Source organism: Paraburkholderia sp. LEh10, from assembly GCF_017814945.1.
GTDB lineage: Bacteria > Pseudomonadota > Gammaproteobacteria > Burkholderiales > Burkholderiaceae > Paraburkholderia.
On record NZ_JAGIPX010000069.1, the window covers coordinates 18,987 to 40,040 of the forward strand.

Annotated in this window: 15 protein-coding genes and 1 pseudogene; 7 read left to right on the forward strand and 9 right to left on the reverse strand. The window is 60.3% G+C overall.

Going from position 1 to position 21,054, the window contains the following annotated elements; genetic code table 11:
* Positions 1–7 precede the first annotated feature (7 nt).
* From J8I87_RS35975 to J8I87_RS36000, 6 genes are all read left to right on the forward strand, one after another.
* Complete coding sequence (locus J8I87_RS35975; protein ID WP_209937085.1) at positions 8–1,138, forward strand: acyl-CoA dehydrogenase family protein; 1,131 nt, start codon at positions 8–10, stop codon at positions 1,136–1,138.
* Positions 1,139–1,142: 4 nt separating this feature from the next.
* Positions 1,143–1,955 carry an oxepin-CoA hydrolase, alternative type gene (locus J8I87_RS35980; RefSeq protein WP_209937086.1) on the forward strand — a complete coding sequence of 271 codons (813 nt, stop codon included), beginning with the start codon at positions 1,143–1,145 and terminating at the stop codon, positions 1,953–1,955.
* Positions 1,956–1,996: 41 nt separating this feature from the next.
* Positions 1,997–3,205: a CaiB/BaiF CoA transferase family protein gene (locus J8I87_RS35985; protein ID WP_209937087.1), complete on the forward strand. Its 1,209-nt coding sequence runs from the start codon at positions 1,997–1,999 to the stop codon at positions 3,203–3,205.
* Between the two features lie 55 nt (positions 3,206–3,260).
* Positions 3,261–4,247 carry a nitronate monooxygenase family protein gene (locus tag J8I87_RS35990; protein ID WP_209937088.1) on the forward strand — a complete coding sequence of 329 codons (987 nt, stop codon included), beginning with the start codon at positions 3,261–3,263 and terminating at the stop codon, positions 4,245–4,247.
* A gap of 229 nt (positions 4,248–4,476) precedes the next feature.
* Positions 4,477–4,794, forward strand: coding sequence for a DUF485 domain-containing protein (locus tag J8I87_RS35995; RefSeq protein ID WP_209937089.1), 318 nt, complete (start codon positions 4,477–4,479; stop codon positions 4,792–4,794).
* Positions 4,795–4,797: 3 nt separating this feature from the next.
* Positions 4,798–6,483, forward strand: coding sequence for a cation acetate symporter (locus J8I87_RS36000; RefSeq protein ID WP_209937090.1), 1,686 nt, complete (start codon positions 4,798–4,800; stop codon positions 6,481–6,483).
* Positions 6,484–6,680: 197 nt separating this feature from the next.
* On the opposite strand, the gene acpA is transcribed toward J8I87_RS36000, so the two are convergent.
* Together acpA and J8I87_RS36010 are read right to left on the reverse strand one after the other, a co-directional pair.
* Positions 6,681–8,426 carry an acid phosphatase gene (acpA, locus tag J8I87_RS36005; protein WP_209937092.1) on the reverse strand — a complete coding sequence of 582 codons (1,746 nt, stop codon included), beginning with the start codon at positions 8,424–8,426 and terminating at the stop codon, positions 6,681–6,683.
* A 503-nt stretch (positions 8,427–8,929) separates the two neighbouring features.
* Positions 8,930–9,352, reverse strand: a complete 423-nt coding sequence (locus tag J8I87_RS36010; protein ID WP_209937093.1) for a hypothetical protein — start codon at positions 9,350–9,352, stop codon at positions 8,930–8,932.
* Between the two features lie 218 nt (positions 9,353–9,570).
* Between J8I87_RS36010 and J8I87_RS36015 the strand changes: the two genes are divergently transcribed.
* Complete coding sequence (locus J8I87_RS36015) at positions 9,571–10,437, forward strand: 3-hydroxybutyryl-CoA dehydrogenase (protein WP_209937094.1); 867 nt, start codon at positions 9,571–9,573, stop codon at positions 10,435–10,437.
* A 21-nt stretch (positions 10,438–10,458) separates the two neighbouring features.
* On the opposite strand, the gene J8I87_RS36020 is transcribed toward J8I87_RS36015, so the two are convergent.
* From J8I87_RS36020 to J8I87_RS36050, 7 genes and pseudogenes are all read right to left on the reverse strand, one after another.
* Complete coding sequence (locus J8I87_RS36020; RefSeq protein ID WP_209937095.1) at positions 10,459–11,334, reverse strand: GNAT family N-acetyltransferase; 876 nt, start codon at positions 11,332–11,334, stop codon at positions 10,459–10,461.
* Positions 11,335–11,601: 267 nt separating this feature from the next.
* A pseudogene (locus J8I87_RS36025) lies at positions 11,602–12,837 on the reverse strand (MFS transporter); the annotation flags it as partial.
* Positions 12,838–13,024: 187 nt separating this feature from the next.
* Positions 13,025–14,887: a TnsD family Tn7-like transposition protein gene (locus tag J8I87_RS46455; protein WP_209937096.1), complete on the reverse strand. Its 1,863-nt coding sequence runs from the start codon at positions 14,885–14,887 to the stop codon at positions 13,025–13,027.
* Between the two features lie 18 nt (positions 14,888–14,905).
* Positions 14,906–16,714 carry a TnsD family Tn7-like transposition protein gene (locus J8I87_RS36035; RefSeq protein ID WP_209937097.1) on the reverse strand — a complete coding sequence of 603 codons (1,809 nt, stop codon included), beginning with the start codon at positions 16,712–16,714 and terminating at the stop codon, positions 14,906–14,908.
* Between the two features lie 122 nt (positions 16,715–16,836).
* Complete coding sequence (locus J8I87_RS36040; RefSeq protein ID WP_209937099.1) at positions 16,837–18,459, reverse strand: ATP-binding protein; 1,623 nt, start codon at positions 18,457–18,459, stop codon at positions 16,837–16,839.
* On the reverse strand, positions 18,453–20,219 hold the full coding sequence (locus J8I87_RS36045) for a Mu transposase C-terminal domain-containing protein (RefSeq protein ID WP_209937100.1): 1,767 nt from the start codon (positions 20,217–20,219) through the stop codon (positions 18,453–18,455). Before J8I87_RS36045 ends, J8I87_RS36040 begins: the two co-directional genes overlap by 7 nt.
* Positions 20,123–20,704, reverse strand: a complete 582-nt coding sequence (locus J8I87_RS36050; RefSeq protein WP_209937101.1) for a hypothetical protein — start codon at positions 20,702–20,704, stop codon at positions 20,123–20,125. The genes J8I87_RS36045 and J8I87_RS36050 overlap by 97 nt, the downstream gene beginning before the upstream one ends.
* Between the last annotated feature and the right edge of the window lie 350 nt (positions 20,705–21,054).

The following is a 21,054-nucleotide window of genomic DNA, read 5'->3' on the forward strand; positions in this document are numbered from 1 at the left end:
GATCGCGATGAATTTCCAGCATACAGAAGACCGCCGCATGCTGGCGGATACGCTGAACCGGTTCGTGAACGAGCAATACGGATTCGCGACGCGTGACGCGCTCGCGCGCAGCGACTCGGGCTTCAGCCGTGAACTGTGGGTCCGCTTTGCGGAACTGGGCGTCGTCGGCGCGCTTTTCGACGAGGCCGATGGCGGCTTCGGCGGAGCGGGCTTCGATATCGCCGTCGTCTTCGAGAGCCTCGGCCGTGGCCTCGTGGTCGAGCCGTTGCTGGGCGCGCTGGTGGTCGGACGCGCGCTGGCCCACGCAGGCAGCGATGCACAGAAGGCAATCATCGCGAGCCTGATCGAAGGTCACGTCGCAGCGGCGCTCGCTCACGACGAACCCGGCTCGCACTACGAAATGACGAGGGTGTCGACGCGCGCCGCGCGCGGCTCGAACGGTTGGGTGCTGACGGGGGCCAAGACCGTCGTCCAGCAGGGCGCCGAGGCCGACTATTTCCTAGTCTCGGCGCGTACGAGCGGTGCGGGCGACGCCGAGGACGGAATCTCGCTCTTCGTCGTCCCGCGCGAGACGCCGGGCCTCAGTGTGCGCGGCTATCGGAAGATCGATGGCGGACGGGCCGCTGAAATCAGCCTGAACGAAGTATGTGTCGCCGCCGATGCGTTGCTCGGCCAACAGGACGCGGGATTCGCGACGCTCGAATACAGCATCGGCGCCGGCGTGCTCGCGTTGTGCGCGGAGGCACTGGGCGCGATGGAGGTGGCGAAGGAGTACACGCTCGACTATCTGCGCACGCGCAAGCAGTTCGGTGTCGCGATCGGCAGCTTCCAGGCGCTGCAGCACCGCATGGCTGACCTGCTGCTGGAGATCGAGCAGGCTCGTTCGGCCGTCATCAATGCCGCCGCCGCGCTCGGCGCGGGCCGTGTTGCGCGCGAACGCGCGCTGTCAGCGGCGAAGTACACGATCGGACGCATCGGCGCCCGGGTCGCCGAGGAGTGCATCCAGATGCACGGCGGCATCGGCATGACGTGGGAGCTGCCGCTTGCGCACTATGCGAAGCGCCTTGTCATGATCGACCATCAGCTCGGCGACGAGGACCACCATCTCGATCGCTACATCGCCCTGGGCAGGAGCTAACGCGATGAACGAACCCATCCTTGCGCATCGCGACGGCGCGGTGCAGGTGCTGTCCTTCAACAACCCCACGGCGCGCAATGCGCTTACTGCCGAGGTGTACCAGGCTCTGCCGGCTGCGCTCGAAGCGGCGCAGAACGATCCTGAGGTCGGCGCGATCGTGCTGACGGGCGTGGGCAGCGCATTTTGCGCAGGCGGCGATCTGAACCGCCTTGCACAGCGCCGCGCAATGCCCCCGGCCGAGCGCCGCGCGGGCATCGAAAGCCTGCACGCGTTGATTCGCGCAATCGGCGACTGCGGCAAGCCCGTGATCGCGGCAGTCGAGGGCGCGGCGGCGGGCGCGGGACTGTCGATCGCACTGGCGTGCGACATGCTGGTCGCCGCGCGCAATGCGTCGTTCTCGGTCGCGTACGTGAAGGTCGGGCTGTCGCCCGACGGCGGCGCGACCGCGTTCCTGTCCGAGTTCGTCTCGCGTCAACTGCTGACCGAGTTGTGCATGACGGGCAAGCCTGTCACGGGAGAACGGATGCACGCGCTCGGTGTCGTGAATCGTCTCGTCGAGCAAGGCGGCGCGCTCGCGGAGGCCACCGCGATGGCGCAGGCGCTCGCAGCCGGTCCCGAGCGCGCGATCGCCCGGATCAAGAGTCTGTGCCGGCACGCCAATGAGAACTCCGTCGACGCGCAACTGGACCTCGAAGCCCGGTACATGACGGAGTCGCTGGGTGACGACGAGGCGGCCGAAGGCATTGCCGCCTTCTTCGGCAAACGGCCCGCTGATTTCTCCGCGTTGCGTCGCGTGGCGGACGTGAATTCGCACTAGACGTGCATCCCGTCACCCTCCCTTGTCTTTCCGGAACTGCCATGTCCAACCCGATTTCCTCATTGCCGCTCGCCGGCGTTCGCGTTCTCGATCTGTCCCGCGTGCTTGCCGGGCCCTGGTGCGCGATGGTGCTCGGCGATCTCGGCGCTGAAGTCATCAAGGTCGAGCATCCCAGGCGCGGCGACGACACGCGCGACTGGGGGATTCGCGTCGGCTCGACCGAAACGGCTTACTTCAACAGCGTCAACCGCAACAAGCGCTCGGTGTGCCTCGACCTGCAAACGGCCGAAGGACAGCGAATCGCCCGGGAGCTCGCGCAGCAGTGCGACGTCGTGATCCAGAACTTCAAGTTCGGTGGCGCGGAAAAGCTCGGCCTCGGCTACGACCGGCTCAAGGAAGGACGCGACGATCTGATCTACTGCTCGATCTCCGGCTACGACCGCCGCGGGCCGGAAGCGTCGCGTCCGGGTTACGACGTGGTCCTGCAGGGCGAAGCGGGGCTGATGGCGCTCAACGGAGAAGCCGATCAGCCGCCGCTCAAGTTCGGTGTGGCCGCTGTCGATCTGTTCACCGGGATGTACTCCGCCCAGGCTGTGCTCGCTGCGCTCTTCGAACGTCAGAAGACGGGCAAGGGGCGTCATGTCGAAATGGCGCTCTTCGATTGCGGACTGATGATCACCTCGTACTACGGGCTGGAGTCGATGCTCCTCGGCGAGGACCCGCCGCGCTACGGCAATGCGCATCCTTCCATCATGCCGTACGGCGTGTACGACGCCGAGGATGGGCCGCTCGTCGTCGCGGTGGGCAACAACCGCCAGTACGAGCGCTTCTGTCGCGAAGTGGTGGAGCGCCCTGATCTCGTCGACGACGACCGGTTCCGCACCAACCTCGCGCGCACGGCCAACCGCGATGTGCTCGCGCCCGAACTCCGGCGCGAGATCGGCAAGCGCAAGCGCCAGGTGCTGCTCGAACGTATGACCCAGGCGGGCATTCCCTGTGGCGAAGTGCTCGGTCTTCACGAGGCGCTCACGTCGAAGCGCGCGGCCGACGCCGGTCTTCTGACGACTTACGCGCATCCCGAGGCAGGCACCACGCACGTGCTCGCTCCGCCGTACCGCTTCGACGGCGCTCGCCTGCCTGTGCGAAACACGCCGCCTCAACTTGGGGAAGGCACGAACGATGTACTGCAGTCGATGCTTGGGCTTTCCGTGGAGCGACTCTCGCAACTGAAGGCTGAAGGCGTCGTTTGACGCTGGCTTGCGACCCGTCATTGCATCCAGCAATTGCATCTAGTGGAGCCGTTCAATGAGCCAGACCGCTTTTTCCAATGCCGTCACCGAGCTGTTCGGCATACGCCTGCCCATCGTCGCGGGCGGCCTGATGTGGCTCGCCGATGCGGACTATGTCGCCGCCGCGTCGCGCGCGGGCATCATCGGCTTCATCACCGCCGCGAGCTTTCCCGAGCCGCAGGCGCTGCGCGAGCAGATCCGCCGCTGCCGCGACCTGTGCGAAGGCGGCCCGTTCGGTGTCAACGTCTCGATGCTGCCGAAGCTCGTGCCCGGCGACAAGACGCGGGAAGTGTTCGAGCTGATCGTCGATGAAGGCGTGAAATTCGTCGAGACATCTGGACGCAATCCGGAGGAGTTCATGCCGCTGCTGAAACAGGCGGGCGTGAAGGTGCTCCACAAGGTGCCCGCCGTGCGGTTTGCAGTCAAGGCAGCCGCGATAGGCGTCGATGCCGTCGCGATCGTCGGCGCGGAATGCGGCGGACATCCGGGACTCGACATGGTGGGGTCGTTCGTCAATGCCGCGTGGGCCGAGAGCCATCTCGACATCCCTTACCTGATCGGCGGCGGCATCGGCCGCGGCTCGCAACTCGCCGCGGCGCTCGCGATGGGCGCATCCGGCGTGGTCGTGGGCACGCGCTTCGCCGTGGCCGAGGAAATCTGGGCCCATGCCGATTACAAGCGCCGGCTGGTGGAAGCCGGACCGACGGATACGGACCTGTGCATGCAGACCGTGCGCAACACCGTGCGGACGCTGCGTAACGACACCACGGCCGCCGTGAAGGAGATCGAGGCACAGAACCCGGAGGTGACCATTCAGGACCTGATGCCGATGGTGTCCGGCAAGATCGGCCGCAACGCCTATGTCACGGGTGACTGGTCGAAGGGGCTGCTCGCAGCGGGGCAGTCGCTCGCGTTCATCGACCGTATCGAACCGCTTGCGGACATCGTGCGCCGCTTCGAAAGCGACATGCGGCAGGCGGTGTCGCGGCTGGCCATCAGCTGACCGGGTTCACCGGCGCTGCATGGCCGTGCCGGCGCCGGCGTTCATTCAGCAAGCGCGAGGAGAAGTTCGAGCGCGTAAGCATGACATCGCGCCCAATCAAACGAGAGCTGCACCAAGCAGCCCACTAGCAGTCGCATCGAAACGCCGGGGGGCGTTTCCGGGTGTCGTTGCCGGGAACGCGCCTTCCGTCATCGAAGACTTCAGAACACAACAGGCAGGAGACAGTCCCATGCAGCAGGCCCACATCGATTCAATCAAGTCGAGCCCCGCGTACCGGCGGCTCATCGCATCACGTCGCCGCATCAGCTTCACGCTGACGGCGCTGATGATCGCCACCTACTACGGCTTTATCCTGTTCGTCGCCGTTGCGCCTCACTTGCTGGCCCGTCCGCTGTACGCGGGCGCGACGACGAGCGTCGGCATCATCGCGGGCGTCGGCATCATCGTGACCGCGATCGGGATGACGGGCTGGTACGTCCGCCACGCGAACCGCACGCTCGATCCGTCGATGAGCGCGCTTCTCGCCAACGCACGCAAAGGAGACTAAGCGATGAAACCCGTTCGCTCACTCGCCTGCGCGAGCTTTGCATCGATGGCTGCGCTCGCACACGCATCCGGCGTCGAAGGGCCGGTGCCGGATCATGTCGCGTTGAATCCCGTCGCGATCGGCATGTTCCTGCTGTTCGTGCTCGTCACGCTCGGCATTACGCGCTGGGCTTCGCGCAGGACGCGCACGACAAAGGACTTCTATAGCGCCGGCGGCGGCATCTCCGGCTTTCAGAACGGACTCGCGATCGCCGGGGACTATATGTCCGCGGCGTCGTTCCTGGGCCTCTCCGGCATGGTGTTCATGTTCGGATTCGATGGGCTGATCTATTCGATCGGCTTTCTGGTCGGCTGGCCGTTTGTGATGTTCCTGCTCGCCGAACCGTTACGCAATCTCGGCAAATTCACCTTTGTCGATGTCGTCGCCTATCGTTTCGAGCAGGCGCCCATTCGCCTCATGACGGCCAGCACGTCGCTCGTCGTCGTGATCTTTTATCTCGTCGTGCAGATGGTCGGCGCGGGCAAGCTGATCCAGTTGTTGTTCGGCTTGCAGTACTGGGTTGCGGAAGTGATCGTCGGCGCGTTGATGGTGATCTATGTGTTCTTCGGGGGCATGACGGCGACCACCTGGGTGCAGATCATCAAGGCCGTGCTGCTGCTGTGCGGTGCGACGTTCATGGCCGTGACCGCGCTCGCGCAATTCGGCTTTAGTCCCGAGGAGATGTTCCGGCGCGCCGTCGACGTTCATCCCGGCGCGCTCAGCATCATGGGCCCCGGCAAGCTGCTGAAGGACCCGTTCAATGCACTTTCGCTGGGTATCGCGCTGATGTTCGGCACGGCAGGGTTCCCGCATATCCTGATGCGCTTCTTCACGGTGCCGAGCGCGAAGGAAGCACGCAAGTCCGTGTTCGTCGCGACGGGATTCATCGGGTACTTCTATCTGCTGACTTTCATCATCGGCTTCTCAGCGATTGCCCTGCTCGCCCAGCATCCCGAGTTCTTCAAGATGACAGCCGGCGGCCATTTCAATCTCACGCACGACCTGCTCGGCGGCTCGAACATGGTCGCCGTCAAGCTGGCGCAGGCGGTGGGCGGCAACCTGTTCTACGGCTTCATCGCCGCCGTGACTTTCGCGACGATCCTCGCGGTGGTGGCGGGTCTCACGCTGTCGGGCGCGACCACCGTTTCGCACGATCTTTACGCCTGCTGGCTCGCTCGCGGCAACGCGAACGAAGCGCGCGAAATGCGCATGTCGCGCTATGCGACGCTGACGCTGAGCGTCGTCGCGATCGGGCTTGGGATCCTCTTCGAGCACGTCAATGTCGCGTTCCTCGTCGGTCTCGTCGCAGCCGTCGCGGCGAGTGCGAATTTTCCGGTGCTGGTGTCGTCGATTTTCTGGCGCGGCATGACGACACGCGGCGCTGTCGTGGGCGGCAGTCTGGGGCTGATTTCCTCGGTGCTGCTGACGCTGTTGTCGAAATCGGTGTGGGTCGACGTGCTGCATCAGGCACACGCGCCCGTGTTCCTCGACAACCCCGCGCTCGTGTCAGTGCCGCTCGCGTTTGCGGGCATCTGGGTCGGCTCGCTGCTGGATCGCAGCGCCCGTGCGCGGCGAGAGCGGGATGCGTTCGCGCTGCAGGAGTTCTATGGGCAGACGGGCACGCTGTCGATGAAGGCAGTCGATCATTGAAGGACGACGACAACCCGTGCTGTTGCGAACGTGGGCGACCTACGAAAAATTGCACGCGCCCAGATTGAATGGATGGAACCGCAAGCGCAGCAATGACGCGGCGGGCGCACAGGCCGAATGAGCGCTTTTGAACCGCAATGAAAACGCCTGCCGCGCTGAAACGCGCGTGCAGGCGTATTCATGTGTACCGGATCGCGCTACGCGGACAGATCCAACGCATTGGTCAGGTCGCCCATCGGCGCCTGGCCGCGCGCCTGCATCGCGGCATCGCGCGAGTGGAAACCGTCGAGAGGTTCGAGTTCGAATACGCGCGTGATCAGGCGCAGGATCGATGCACTGTCATATACGGTGTGATCGACATAGCCCTTCTTCGAGAACGGCGAGACCACCAGTGCGGGCACGCGGGTGCCCGGTCCCCAGCGGTCGCCCTTTGGCGGGGCGACGTGATCCCACCATCCGCCGTTCTCGTCGACGGTCACGATCACCACCATGTTTTGCCATTGCGGACTCGCACGCAATGCCTTTACCGCGTGAACGAGATGGCGATCGCCCGACGCGATATCCGCATAGCCGGCGTGCATGTTCAGATTGCCCTGCGGCTTGTAGAACGTGACGGCGGGCAGACGGCCCGCACGCGCATCCGCCAGAAAGCGATTGGTGCTCTCGTCGTCGCCGATGCCGCCGTCGCGCAGATGCTTTGCACGCGCGGCCGTGCCCGGTCCGAGGTTCGCGAAGTAGTTGAACGGCTGGTGGTGATACTGGAAGTTCGGAATCAGCGGCGTGCCGTCGTTGGTGTTCTTGCCGTGCATGTCGAGAGTCTGCTGGAACGCGCCCGCGTACCACGCCCACTCGATGCCGCGCTTGTTGAGCTTGTCGCCGATGTTTTCGTGCGTCTGCGGCGGCATGGCCATCGCGTTGCTTTCCTGCGTGAAGTCGACCACGCCGTCCGCGCCGACCTTGTAGATCGTGGGCGCGAAGGGCGGCATCATCGTGTTGACGGCATAGCTGACGGTGCGGCCGTCCTGCAATGTTTCAGGCGGCGTCAGCGCACTGGGACCGAACTTGGGAATGCCCTCCATCGCGCTCTTCGGCGACGTGGCGAGCGGTTTCAGAGTGGGATCGTCGGGGCGTCCGCTGACGGTCTCCGCGATCTGGAACCTGGCGATGCTCTGCGCCGGATTGGGGTACACGGGCGGCGTCGCGGCGATCAGGTACTGGTGATTCAGGAAAGAGCCGCCGAATGCGCCCTGGAAGAAGTTGTCGCACAGCACGAATTCGCTGGCGAGATCCCACAGCCGCAGGTCATAGCTGGTGTTCGCGTAGTGGCCCATCGTGAAGCCGCCCGAGTCCGCCCACGCAGCGAACATATCGTTCTTGCCGCCGTTGATCTGCATCTGGTTCTGATAGAACACGTGCCACAGATCGTGTGTGACGAGCGACAGCGGCAGATTCTCGCCGCTCGGCCCTTTGAGCGCGAACGGCGCGTTCGGCAGATTGGCCTGGTATTGCAGACCGGCCTTGTACGTGACGCCCTCGACGGTCTGGTCTTTCAGCAGCCAGCCGTTCGGCACGGTGGGCAGTTGCTGCAGCACGGTCGAGCCATCGCGGTCGCGCTGCAGGTACTCTTCCGGCTTCACGCTGGAGAGGGGACGCTCGACGCCCGGGAAGTTGCCAAAGAGATTGTTGAAGCTGCGATTTTCCGCGTAGATCACGACGACGGTCTTGACCTTCGAGCGCAGCGCGCCGTCGAACTGCGGTCCCGCCGCGGCGCCCGTCACGGCGGCGCCGCGCGAAGGCGGCAGCGCGCAGCCGGCCAGCCCGCCGCCCATCGCCACGGCGGCGACGCCGCCCAGGAAGTGGCGGCGGCTCGGGCGCTGCGGCGATTGCACAGCGTCGGATTCTTCATTCGTCGGGGGAGGAGCTGGCGGTTCGCGGCGTTTCATCTTATGTCCGAGGATGAGAGTGGTGATTGAACGGTGTTGCGCCGGGCATGGCATCGTCCCGTTCGGTCCGGGAGTGCTCGACAGGCGGCTGTCGGCGCATATCTTTGCGTACCTGTCGTGACATTTCCGTGACGCTGTCGTGTGGACCAGCAGGACTTAGCGGCACTGCGGATGCGCTGCCCGTTGCACGACCGGTCGCCATCGAAAGGCGCGTGAGCCGGTATCGCGCATCTTGCCACGTCGTGGGAAATCGTTGGGCTCTCTCGTTGAAGACTTCGGAGCGTGAGCTCGGGATAAGGGACGCGTTCTATACGCCGGGGATGAACGCAGCTTGAGCGATAAAAACGCAATGAGCGGTAAAACGCAACTACCGGGCTGCCCCGCACGCAACCTTCCAGCGCTTGCAGCGGCAACTTCCGCTTCGCACGAAGAAGCGCTCAACCATCCACGCGCGCGATGCGACCATGAGCGGGAGATCGCGCGCCGATGCGAAGTTGGCGCGGCTACTTCTTTTTCCCCGAGGACGCCTTCATGTCGATCACGTCTTGCGACCGCTTGCGCTTGCCAGGCACGACACCCAGACGCGGATCGCGGTCACGGGCGAGCGCGACCATCTGCTGCGCGAGCGTTTCGAATTCCGGATGGGCCTGCGAAACATAGGGCCACTTGCCGAGCACGGGATGGGGCGCAAGAGCCGGGTACTCGCGCAGCAGACGGGATTGCCGGTCATGAGACGTGCAGACGGCGAGCCCATTCCACGGCTCCTCGCCGCTCGCAACAGCGAGACACAGCAAGCCATCCAGATAGGCCGCCTGAAAATTGAAGAACCTTTCCAGCGAGTAACCGGGGTCGCGCTCGAGCGGCTCGAAAATCCACAGGAGCGGATTTTCGCGCTTTCGTTTGGGGTTCAGATCGATGGGCTTCATGACGATATCTTTGCGCGTATTGCCCCGATGATATAACTGGCCACACCAGGCGGCTCAGGCAACGGGTCGGCGCGTTGCGCGTTTTCGTCAGGTCCGACTCGATAAACAGGTATCGTATGGCCCTTGAAGCGCGGCTTGCGAGCGGCGCACCGCAGCGAGGCCATTGCGCAAGAATTCAACCAGACACGCCGCAAGGCATCAACGGAAAAGGAGCAGCAATGACAACGAAGATCGAAACGATAGGCATCGTCGGCGCGGGCACGATGGGCAACGGCATTGCCCAGGTGTCGGCTGTGGCGGGGCTCAAGGTCGTGCTCATCGACGTGACGGATGCCGCGCTCGAAAAGGGCGTCGCGACGCTGACCTCGAGTCTCGCGAAGCTCGTCGAGAAGGGCAAGATCGAAGCCGCCGCGTGCGATGCCGCCCTCACGCGCATCGAAACGTCCACCGACTATCAGCGCCTGTCCGGCGCGGATATCGTCGTCGAAGCCGCCACAGAAAACGCCGAACTGAAGATCCGCATCCTGCGGCAGATCGAATCCGTCGTCGGCGGCGAGGCAATCGTCGCGTCGAACACGTCGTCGATTTCGATCACGGCTTTGGCCGCGACGCTCGCGAAGCCCGAGCGCTTCATCGGCATGCACTTTTTCAACCCCGTGCCTTTGCTGCCGCTCGTCGAAGTGATCCGTGGCGTGCAGACCAGCGACGCAACGGCTGCGGGCGTGCGCGAATTGACCGAGCGTCTGGGCAAGACGCCCGTCAGCGTGAAGAACGCGCCGGGCTTCGTGGTCAACCGCATTCTCGTGCCGATGATCAACGAAGCGTTCTTCGTACTGGCGGAAGGCATCGCGACCGCGGAAGAGATCGACGCGGGCATGCGTCTCGGCGCGAATCATCCGATCGGCCCGCTCGCGCTGGCGGACCTCGTCGGGCTCGACGTGTGCCTGTCGGTGATGGACGTGTTCCTGAAGGACTTCGGCGATTCGAAATATCGCGCGTGTCCGCTATTGCGCGAGCTCGTCGCGGCGGGGCGGCTCGGCCGCAAGACGGGACACGGCGTCTATCGCTACGATCAGGCGCGGTAACGCGAGGTCACAACGGCCCGCTTACCCGAGTTCGAACGAAGTGACGCCGAAGAGCTGCGCGAGCGGAATGTCCGGCGCCTCTCTCGTGTACATGCGGGCCGTTTCGAACACGCTCGTCATGCCGTGGCGCTCCGCGAGCGCGATCGCGGCCGGGTTGAGTTCGGGCACGTCGAGCGCGACCGTTTCCGCAGGACAACGCGCGGCGAGCGCGGTGAACAGCGCTTGCGCGATCTGCGCGTCATCGGCGAACAGCGGGCCGATCTTGCGTCCTTCGCGGCATCGGCGCAGCACGCCATAGCCGCGGATTCTGCCGTCGCCGACCTTGGCGAGCGCCACGGCGTCGGGCTGATTGATCCACTCATTGAGAAAGCGCTCGCGCGGCGCGGGAAAGAACTGGCCGTCATAAGCGGCGATCTGGCCGAACGGCAACTGACGGGCATCGGCGAGGTCATCGACGCGCGCAGCGTCGCGCGTTCCGTCAACTGCGACGATGCCCTGAAAGCGTATGTTGCGGTATGCGAGCTTAAAACCCGATTTCCTGTAGTTGGGTTGCTGTGCGACCACGCCATCGAGACCGACGTTGCGCGTGCCCAGATAGGCGATGCCATGCTGCCAGAGGCGCAGCCCGAGTCCTTTGCCGCGAAATTCCGGCTTCACGATATACAGGCCGATGAAGCCGAAATGCTCGCCATACGCGACGGCTGAAATCGAGCCAACGGGTTCGCCGCGCCATTCGCCGATGAAGAACCCATCGGGATCGGTGGCGCGAAAGCAGCGGGCGTCGTTTATGCCCGGGTTCCAGCCTTCCTTCGCGGCCCATTCGATGGCCAGCTCCATGTCGTCGGCTGTCATCGTTCGTACGATGAAGTCGCGTGTCGTGTCCGTCGCTTCGTCCATGATTGCTCTCCGACGTGGTTCGAGGCCGTGTCCCGTGAAGATGTCGCCGCAGTGCTCGCGCAGTGCTCGCACTGGAACACCGCATTGAACGCATATGATGCGGCCAAAATCGCTTTCATGTGCTCTACATCGAAGGGCGATCTGCAACAGGCGGCCGGGACGGTGCGCAAGGCCTACGGCGACGGCAACTCAAAGGTCGGAAGGATGGGCCGGTGATGCCAGTGTGAAGCGACGGCAGGCACGGGCCCATTCGTTCGATGAACGGTCTCAATGATCGTGCCGCATGCACGCCGTCGCGGGTTGCTGCGCGGCCTTGCGGCTCAACAGCAGGGTAACGGCCGCCGATACGGCCAGCGTCGCGCCGACCACGTAGAGCCCTGCGGCATAGCCGCCCGTCACGTTCTTCAGCCAGCCGATCGCGAACGGCCCGACGAAGCCGCCCAGGTTGCCGACGGAATTGATCATCGCGATGCCCGCCGCCGCGCCCGCGCCTGACAGGAACATGCTCGGCATCGCCCACAGCGGCGCCTTCGCCGCGCTGATGCCGACGTTGACGACGACAAGGGCAAGCACGACCAGCAATGCCGTTCCTGCCTGACCGGCGAAGATGAAGCCGGCGCACGCCAGCGCGCAAGGGATGACCACGTGCCACGTGCGTTCTTCCGTCTTGTCGGAGTGTCTCGCCCACAGCACCATCGCGATCACCGCGACGACGCTCGGAATGCCCGTCAGCAACCCCGTTTGCAGTGCACTGAAGCCGAACTGCTTGACGATGAGCGGCGCCCACAGGCCGAGCGTGTACAGGCCCGCCGATGTGCCGAAGTAGATCAGTGCGAGCGCCAGCACGCGCGGATCGCGCAGCGCGCTCAACGCGCCCGCCGTATGGCCGGCGTGTCCCTTGCGCTCATCGGCTTCCGTCTTCAGCTTCGCGATCAGCCATTCGCGCTCGTCCGCTTCGAGCCAGTGCGCCTTCGACGGCGTATCGGTCATGAACTTCAGCACCACGTAGCCGAGCAGGACCGCGGGAATCGCCTCGATAATGTAGAGCATCTGCCAGTCGGCGAGGCCGAACATCGGCGGCAATTGCATGATCGCGCCGGAGATCGGCGAACCGATGGCCGTCGAGATCGGCGCGGCCGCCATGAACCACGCGGCGGCTGCCGCGCGCTGCTTCCCCGGAAACCAGAGGCTCAGATACAGGATGATGCCCGGAAAGAAGCCCGCTTCCGCCACGCCGAGCACGAAACGCAGCACGTAGAAGCTGGTCGGCCCTGTGACGAAGGCGGACGCCGCCGAAACGATGCCCCACGTCACCATCACGCGCGCGATCCACAGCCTTGCGCCGACGCGATGCAAGATGAGATTGGACGGCACCTCGAACAGGAAGTAGCCGATGAAGAACAGCCCGCCGCCCAGGCCGAATGCCGTCGGCGACAGTCCGATCGCCTTGTTCATCGTCATCGCGGCGAAGCCGACGTTCACGCGATCGTAGCGATGGACAAAAAAGTAGATACCAAATCGAAATCCAAGTCCTTGAAAAATAGGGAAGGCTTGCACTGCAAGGGCGAGAAAAGTCCGTACCGACCAGCTGGATCTTCGTCCACATGATGGACAAGCATGTGGATGAGCCTCTTTAAGAGGCGCAGGCCGTACTTTTGGCGAAGAGGTTTGAAGATTTTCGCGTTGAGGGTCAGCGGTGCGGTGCGGAGCTGGGCTGCAGCAGACGTGCGAGGGTCGCTTCAATGCGAGGTTTCAAACGGGAAGGTCTTATTCTCGCGCAATTGAGAAGATAGCTGCGAGTCAATCGAACGCTTCCAAAGTTTGGACGTTTCGCTACTGCTTCCAACCGCCGAATCTGGAAATCCTCAACTGACTCCTCGAGGCCCGCAAGAACCGTTCGGCAGGATTCCAGCTCTTCTTTGTACAATTGTTCCGTTAAACGTGGTAGTCCTGCTTCCGCTGCAATCCTGGTTTTGCTGGCTCGGGTCAATGGTGTATCCCACGAACGGATCCTTTTGTTCGCTTTCCGAAGCGCGACGCTCCATCGCCGGTCTCGGTCGCACCAATCGACGATTGAAGTTGCGTACGCCTCACCACAAACTTCTCCTGACTTTTTAAGCCATTTTTTGTCATAAGTGTTAAGGCGATAATAAAGGCGTCCGTCAAGCTTTGCTGCCAGACTATGACGATGAAGAGCGGTGGTTGCGAGAAGTTCCCTCCATTGCCTCCGCCATCCAAAAATTTCGCGTTTCGTAGGCTGCTTCTGAGAACATGATCTTTGTTTGGTTACCATATTAATCACGCTCGACAGCGGGATATTCATTTGAAGAGAGATAGCTTTTCTCGTCATTCCACTTCTTTTCATCTGCTGAGCAGTTGAACGCCATTCATGGCCGTATGAGACTGTCCGTGGATTCTCGGGAAGTGACGATCCCTTAAGGCAATTGACGTATCCGAATCTCATTCCGCAACCGCACGATGCCAGGAAACTTAGAGTTCCGTCGACCCTTCGGACTTCCTTGACCCGCTCAGCAAAATGATTGGGACCATGGGATGCGTACCGGTTAGGACAATACACCTGAAGGTTGCGAGTGAATTCAGTCCAAACCGGGCGGCGGCCGGGGTTGTTGGTTTTTGCACGTTTCTCCAAGAAATTTCGTAGCAGTATGTGTTGAAGTGGATGAGCAGATCTACCCCTACCTGTTATTGTTCTCCACGACCACGATACTCTGTTGTATTCATTTTCACGCAACAATCCTACTAGCTTCAGATATTCCTTTCCGTACATCTCTTCAATGCCGCTCAAAAGGCCTATCGTGTCGATGTAACCACCCCGATGGAGAAGACCTGCACGCTCGGCCTGAAAAGACCATTGGGTGCTGGTCATCGGTTTTAAGAACGCGAGTTCATTGGACAGAAGGTCGACCGATTCATGCATTACATGGAGTACGTCAGCGCGGAGCATCCAATCGGGAACAACGTCGGATCTGCAAGCAGCTTGCGATTTCATCGTCTGTGTCAAGGTTATCCATTGATTCGGAGCGAGGGGGCGAGTCGGGATCCGGGAATTGCACAACATTTCGATATGTTTAAGGCAAATGAAAACACCGGGTAGTTGGTGCGCTCGTCGCCAATAAGACTCCGGTCCGTCCGCAAGATCTTGCTCCGCACATTGACGACAAAATCTGAGAGAGCTTGGTCCCGGTACCGTCCCATTCCTTACGCAAAGCATCTTCAATAGCCCGGATATAGTTTCTCCCCTTGTGATAGCGGCGTATGCTGTTTGTATGCGTTCCGGATTCGCGTAGCTTGAGAAATACGGAAGTGACGTGTAGTTCTGTGCTATCTCCAACGGTGAAAGGCGCCAAGAGAGATCAGTTTGTCGCGCGAATTCGCCCAAACCGCAGATTAGTTCAGGTGATCGACGGCTGGAGCATCCGAATAATTGGTTCAGTATGAATGCTGGCGACTTCGTGAACGTTTGATCCAGATAGCGTGCGATTACGCTATATAGCAATTCATCTTCATAGGGGATGGGTAGGGCGATTGTCATGTTGGCCAGAGCAGTGACTTAGTCGTCTTCCGAAACGCTTATAAGATTCTTTACGACCGCAGCGACGTTGGGGGTGACATGTGATACCGAGATCCGCGAACGCGTAAGAAGCCGCCAGCGGGTCACATCAGTTCCAGTAGCTGACAAATCCCGTGCAGCTGCCCGTAGTCGGCGGATTCTGAATTGCTCAACGGACTCCTCTATATCGGCCAATGTCTGCAAACAAAGTGGCAGATTGCGATTCACCGTGGGGTGCAGCACTCTTAGTCTGGCTTCGGCAGCAATCGCGGTTCTGCTCGCGCGGACCAGCCGTGGCCCAGCTCGGCGCAATCTGGCAGCGGCACCTATCAACTCAGCGCTCCATTTCTTGTCGCGGTCGGCCCAGTTCGGTCTACTCCCCATAGAAGCGAGCTGTCGAGCCCGCGTGCATCGCTTCGTGGACTTTGTGAGCCAGCCACGGTCGTACTTATGTAAGCGGTAGTAAAGCTGTCCGTTGCGTTTGGCTGCGAGGTAGTGCCCCCCAGGAGAAATGGCGCTCAAGAGGTCGTCCCATTCCTCTCGCCACTTAAGGATCGTGGTCCGTTCCGGTTTCGGCTTCGGTGGACGAACGGGCTCATTGACCATCCGATAAGCGGTCTGCACGGGTATATTCATCTCGTGAGCGATCGCTTTGAACGACAATCCACTACATCTCAATCTTCTGGCCGCGTCATACCAGTCCTTACCGTATTTAACCACCTTCAAATCCGGCGGCTCGAAGGTTACGGCGGAGAAACCGGTAAAGGTGAAGTGCAGCCCGCAACTGCAATGCCCAACGCCTAAGCAGCGACCATCGCTTCGCTCGTGAGCCACAACCCGATCGACAACGTGGCCGGCACCATGCATAGCGTACATGTTTGGACATATGACGTGCTGCTTCTCCAACATTCGACCGGTGGCAGTGGGCCTGGAGCCCAACGAGGTCGAGGCCTGCTGAAGGAAGTATTCCAAGAGGATGTGTTGCAACGGGTGAAACAACACCCCTCTACGCCTCATCATCCTGGCTGGCCACGGATCAGCAATCCCGTGTGGTATCCGTGCTCCAATTGTATCGAGATAGTCGCTGCCGAACAGGTCCCTCATTCCACCGCAGATGGCCTCTGTTTCCAGGTATCCGCTTGGCCGGACAAAGCCAGCTTGTTGCGCTTGCGAAAACCAATACTCGGCCGTGCAGGGGAGTGACTCGAAGGGCGTGGCGATGGCTAGAAGATTGATTGACCTACGCGCCACCTCAAGTACGGTTGCCTTGTTTGCCAAACGGACCACATCGTCGCCATTCCCTGCCCAGGCATCGGAGACCTCAGCGGCTTGTAGCAAGCATCCGTGTGTTGCACAGGTGAAAACGCCCGGTAGCTGATGCGCTCTCCTCCAGTAAGGCCGGCGCCCATTGGCCAAGTCAGCTGAAACGCACCGGCGGCAAAACCGATATGACGGTGGACTCTTTATTGTTGATGAATTGATGCGAAGGATGATCGCCGGCGGCGGCGTTCCGTTTCCGGTGATGGAAACATAGGCTGCCGTGCGCCTCTCGTCGGTCGCGTAGGTAGCGAAATAGGGTAGGAGCGTTAGGCGTCGGGCGACCTCCAGCGCCGACAATCGCCACGTCTCCTGCGTCTGATGAGCCAACTCGCCGAGGCCGCAGACCAGCTCTTTTGTCGGATGGACATGTCGTCCAAACAGGATGGAAATAACTTTTGACGGTTCTTGGACACAGGTTTGCTCCATGTAGCGCGCGATGACGCTATAGAGCAACTCGTCGTCATAGGGAACTGACAATGCGACTGTCATTTGGCGTCACCTCCTTGGACCAATTGAGACCTGCCGCAGAGGGCCTCCGTTCTTCGGCGTTATGCCCTCTGAGCACTCGACAATGGCCTACCCTTCTCTGGCGTAATAAGCGCTCTTCCGGCTCACTCCACCAGACCCGCGCCGCGTAGGCGTTCGATCACCTCTTCTGAAGAAGCTGCCCCGCGGAGCATTTCCATCAGTGTCTCCTGCTGGGGCAGAGGAGTCTGGATCTGGGCAGGACTTGCATGTGGAATATCAACCTTGCGACATGCCGCAAGCGTCAACGGTAGGCCGGTTAGAGTAGGGTCATCACGCAGCGCCGCATTCACTGCTTTGTTGGCCTGTGACTGCGGAATCTTCATTGCCATAAGTTCAGAAACGGCACTCAGCTGCACATCCTTTCGTTGTCGACTGCGGGTCGCTTTTTCCACGGACGCATCGATTGAACATTGATTGACCTCGTCTTCCAAAACCGCCAGCGTTTCCACAAGCAGATCATCATACGTCTCGATGAGTGCGGGGTTTCGGCTTTTGAGGGCGTCAATCATCGGGATGACCGGGCCAAATCGGTTTTTTGCGACATCTTCCAGCAATGCAGCCGTGAGCTTTTCGCTACCATCGCGGATCGCTTCAATCTGGGCTAGCTGATACAGCCGAATCACCAGTGCGTGTATGCCTTGCGTGTGTTCATACAGCACGTCACGTAGCGTATTTGAGATGCGGCATGTATTACGAATCCATTGAAACTTGAAGAGTTGCTTCAGGAAGTCGTCCCATTCTGCGTTGAAAGCCATGTTTCTGAAGGTGATCGACCCGCGATCGCTGCAGCGTCTCGCGAGCCGGAACGATGATTCTTTGAACAGTTGCAGTGCTTTCGACGTCCCGGCGATCACGAGAGGGACGCCGACCACGTTGCTGAAGGTCACGAATACATCCATCAGCGGGTCACCATGCTTCCCCGCACCCATTGCAGCAAACTGAGATTCGTCGATGACGATAATACCGGTGTGATGATAGGCGGCGACAGCGGCCGCCTTGTTCATCAGCGTGTCGAGTCCCGCGGTTTTAGGGACTTCGTCGCTGTAACTGGTCCTCCCTAGTAGTTGATCAAATTCTTGGAGCATCCAGCGAAAGAGTTGCTTGCGGCTCCCATCTGGAGGGCAGTCTACCTTTAGCCAAACGACCTGAAGGTTGCAAATCCCGGAAAAGACCGGGCCTACTGGATGTCGTATGACCGGAGGAAAGAACGATAGGATGCGATTGAGAGAAGTGGTTTTACCAACCCCGGAGATGCCAAAAAGACCCACACCCGCTGCGTGTGAAGGTTTGAAGGGAACGATGGGAACGATTTTTCCATTCATGCTTTCAAAGTAGCGTTTCTGTACGTATTCCCGCAGATTGTCGCTGGGGTTTCGCCAAAAGTAGCCCTGCGTCACGTTGCAAAAAATTGAATCGATTAAAGGTGCGTGGCATCGCAACAATTCAATGTATTCGTTTAGCGTGCACACTCGAAGAATCCGAGCGTTGTCCGACGCCGATCGTTGATCCGGATTAAACTTAGGTGTGTTTCGAAATGCAGCTTGCACCGAGTCCACACTTAGATACGGGGGGAGGGCGCGAATCAGAGGGTTATCCACGCCAAGGTCCTCGTCACGAGCCACATATTGGGCGTCAACGATGGCGATCCGACGCCTTGGTAGTGAGATTGTCACATCCGAAGAAGAGAGTTTTTGAGCGGTTAACATTTTTGGCGAATCTCGTTGAGAGCTTTGAGGGCTTTGTCCAGTTTGCTATCGCGACGTCCAGAATGCGCTGAACTGCGACGAGGAGAAGACTCGCGCGTACTCTCGCGCTTTTGCGATGGGGTCCGAGCTTTCTCCGATGGTGTAGCCTTCGCGCGCTTTTCCGGCCCTATGGCAAGATCAGATTCCGGACCGGCGACGCCCATTTGTTCGGCGGCGCGTTCCAGAGCGTGGGCATTCCGTATCTCCGATACCTTGGACTTTGAAAGTCCCTTCATTGCCGCTATAGCGTTTTTGGCGCTTTCCGCGTGTTTGACAATGGTTTCGATGGCCTCATTGGCTTGAACCCTGATCAACAGATGGTCATCGAGTGAATCGGATATGTTGCCGCTGTTCATCTGCATTAGATGAACCCATTCCGCGAGTGACTTTCCGTCAAGCTGATAATTCTTGCTGGTAGTGCCGTATCGCGTGCATTTTTCAAAGCCGTCTTGCTCGCATAGCCAGATCATCCCGAGGTCACGTGGGTCATATGCCACGGAGACTCGCCACGTCTCTTTGCGTGCCCTTACATACCATCCGTTTTGTGCCGCAGTTGGGCAAGTGTAGAAATTCCCCTTGAATTCAATTCCTTTGTGAGTGATCGTTGCGGTATCTCGAGGGAGAACCCATCGACGGACTTCATCGATGGACTTATACTTCAAGACTCCAGACCGCTCTGCAATCCCATATTTCCATAACGCGATAGGGGTCGGGGCCATCGACTGGGCGATCATATCCGGTGGGGTTGGGAAGTCCTTAAGCGGGGCGGTGTTATGTTGGATAGATGCCCAGACCATGACTTGGGTGAATTCGTACAGTGTCAGTGCCGCATCGAGTCGATAGTCTCGTGCGCCTCGCTCATTGAAATCCTTCTCGACGTAGCCGGGGACGAAGACGGAATATTTCTTTTGAATCGTATGGAACCGCGTTTCGACAATAGCCTTGGCGTCAGGACGTCCTGACGCCGTGTTCTCAAGATCAACGAGAAGATTTTCGACAATCAGTTTTCCGGCGTCGATCTTCATCATTTCACCCTTATCACCGAGGAAGACCTTCGGTAGAAAGTGACTTGGCCATAGATCTTCGGTTATCGAAATGCCGAACTGCTCGCAGAAGGCAACCTTCGGAGCAACCACGTTGGTGATTAGAACCATGGCGGCAACCCAGGAGGGCGGTTCAAAGCCAACATATATTCCAACGATCAGGCGGCTGAAAACGTCAATTGCCAGATAGACGGTCGGTCTTCCCACTACCAGCGTTCTGTCGAACTGTGATACGAGATAGATGTCGGCCACCGTCGCGTCAAGGACGAACGCGTCACCAGGTCCAGTGACATGCTGATCGGCGCGTCCGTGAAACTCACGAGCAGTCAGTTCATATTTTTTCTTCCCGACTCGGGCGCGCCTGAGTTCCGCATACGGGCGTTCCTTGGCAATCAGGTATTTGAGCTGTGGAACTGTCGGTTGAAACCTGCGGTCGATTCCCGCCAGTGCCGCGGGGCCATCTGGCGTAACGACAACCCACATGTCGGCGATGAATCGCGCAATATAGTCCAGTGCGTCTTGATACGTTCGCTTATGCGGATCCTCCAGCAGCCAATCCGCTGCAATCCGCAGCAGGGTCTTTACTTCGGGTATCCCCGGTGCACCAGGATGTCCGTTTGCCGGTCGTCGACCGTTTTTTTTTGCTGGAACGTTTTGGGCTTGCCACTTCCCCCGCATCGGTCCATGTCGTCACGTAACGCCTCGCGCGTAAGGCCTCTTTGCCAGAAGCGTCGGAGGTAACGCGAAAGGGACTGGCGGGATGTGCCCGTTCGGTGTGCATGCTCCATCAGTATCTTGTTGCGATAGGTTGGATTCATGACCCGATAGGCAAGCGGCGGCGACACGAGCGGCTCCACGAGTTTCCAGAGCTTATCGAGCTTTTTCTGATTGTAGTTAGGGCGCGGCGTCCGTACGCAGGAGGACCATGGGTCGGCAAGGTCAATGACATATCTCGTCTCGTCCGGCTCATCCTCGGACAAGCGTCTTTGAATTTCGGACGTTTCTTTGGCGAATGGCCAAGAGTTTTGCTTGTCGTCGATGTTATACAACATCGTGTAGAAGCCGGCGCCGTTGGGTGTAATGATGCGGAAGCGCTTTCCGCTCTTTACCTCCCGTAGCAGGAGACCCGCCGCGAGAGTTTTGGGAAAGGAATCGTTTTTCATGATGTCACCTCGAACATGCTGAGCGGTTGACTCGTAAGTTCGCTGCTTGCGAGGTCGCCGCGAAATAGCCGGACGAAGAAGAGGAAGCGGAGTGCGGTAAGATGGCATCCGCTTTCGGCGCCCCACTTCAGATCGAACAAATGACAGGCCTTACCCGCGCGTTCGGGGTATGCGTCTCTGACGGCGGCAAGCACGTTCTTGACGCAACAAGCCTTAGGCTTCACGCCCTGCTGGAGCGAGGATTCATATTTGAATAGCCAGTGGAGGTTTAACGCATCTCGTTATACAGAAGTGGCGCAGTAGCAGACGTTTGTCCGAAAGCGCATTGCGCGATGCACCGGCGTGACGGG

Bases quoted from the DNA above. Each gene is read 5' to 3' on its own strand.
- J8I87_RS35975 (WP_209937085.1), top strand. From the start codon at position 8: ATGAATTTCCAGCATACAGAAGACCGCCGCATGCTGGCGGATACGCTG.
- J8I87_RS35980 (WP_209937086.1), top strand. From the start codon at position 1,143: ATGAACGAACCCATCCTTGCGCATCGCGACGGCGCGGTGCAGGTGCTG.
- J8I87_RS35985 (WP_209937087.1), top strand. From the start codon at position 1,997: ATGTCCAACCCGATTTCCTCATTGCCGCTCGCCGGCGTTCGCGTTCTC.
- J8I87_RS35990 (WP_209937088.1), top strand. From the start codon at position 3,261: ATGAGCCAGACCGCTTTTTCCAATGCCGTCACCGAGCTGTTCGGCATA.
- J8I87_RS35995 (WP_209937089.1), top strand. From the start codon at position 4,477: ATGCAGCAGGCCCACATCGATTCAATCAAGTCGAGCCCCGCGTACCGG.
- J8I87_RS36000 (WP_209937090.1), top strand. From the start codon at position 4,798: ATGAAACCCGTTCGCTCACTCGCCTGCGCGAGCTTTGCATCGATGGCT.
- acpA (WP_209937092.1), bottom strand. From the start codon at position 8,426: ATGAAACGCCGCGAACCGCCAGCTCCTCCCCCGACGAATGAAGAATCC.
- J8I87_RS36010 (WP_209937093.1), bottom strand. From the start codon at position 9,352: ATGAAGCCCATCGATCTGAACCCCAAACGAAAGCGCGAAAATCCGCTC.
- J8I87_RS36015 (WP_209937094.1), top strand. From the start codon at position 9,571: ATGACAACGAAGATCGAAACGATAGGCATCGTCGGCGCGGGCACGATG.
- J8I87_RS36020 (WP_209937095.1), bottom strand. From the start codon at position 11,334: ATGGACGAAGCGACGGACACGACACGCGACTTCATCGTACGAACGATG.
- J8I87_RS46455 (WP_209937096.1), bottom strand. From the start codon at position 14,887: ATGACAATCGCCCTACCCATCCCCTATGAAGATGAATTGCTATATAGC.
- J8I87_RS36035 (WP_209937097.1), bottom strand. From the start codon at position 16,714: ATGACAGTCGCATTGTCAGTTCCCTATGACGACGAGTTGCTCTATAGC.
- J8I87_RS36040 (WP_209937099.1), bottom strand. From the start codon at position 18,459: ATGTTAACCGCTCAAAAACTCTCTTCTTCGGATGTGACAATCTCACTA.
- J8I87_RS36045 (WP_209937100.1), bottom strand. From the start codon at position 20,219: ATGCGGGGGAAGTGGCAAGCCCAAAACGTTCCAGCAAAAAAAAACGGT.
- J8I87_RS36050 (WP_209937101.1), bottom strand. From the start codon at position 20,704: ATGAAAAACGATTCCTTTCCCAAAACTCTCGCGGCGGGTCTCCTGCTA.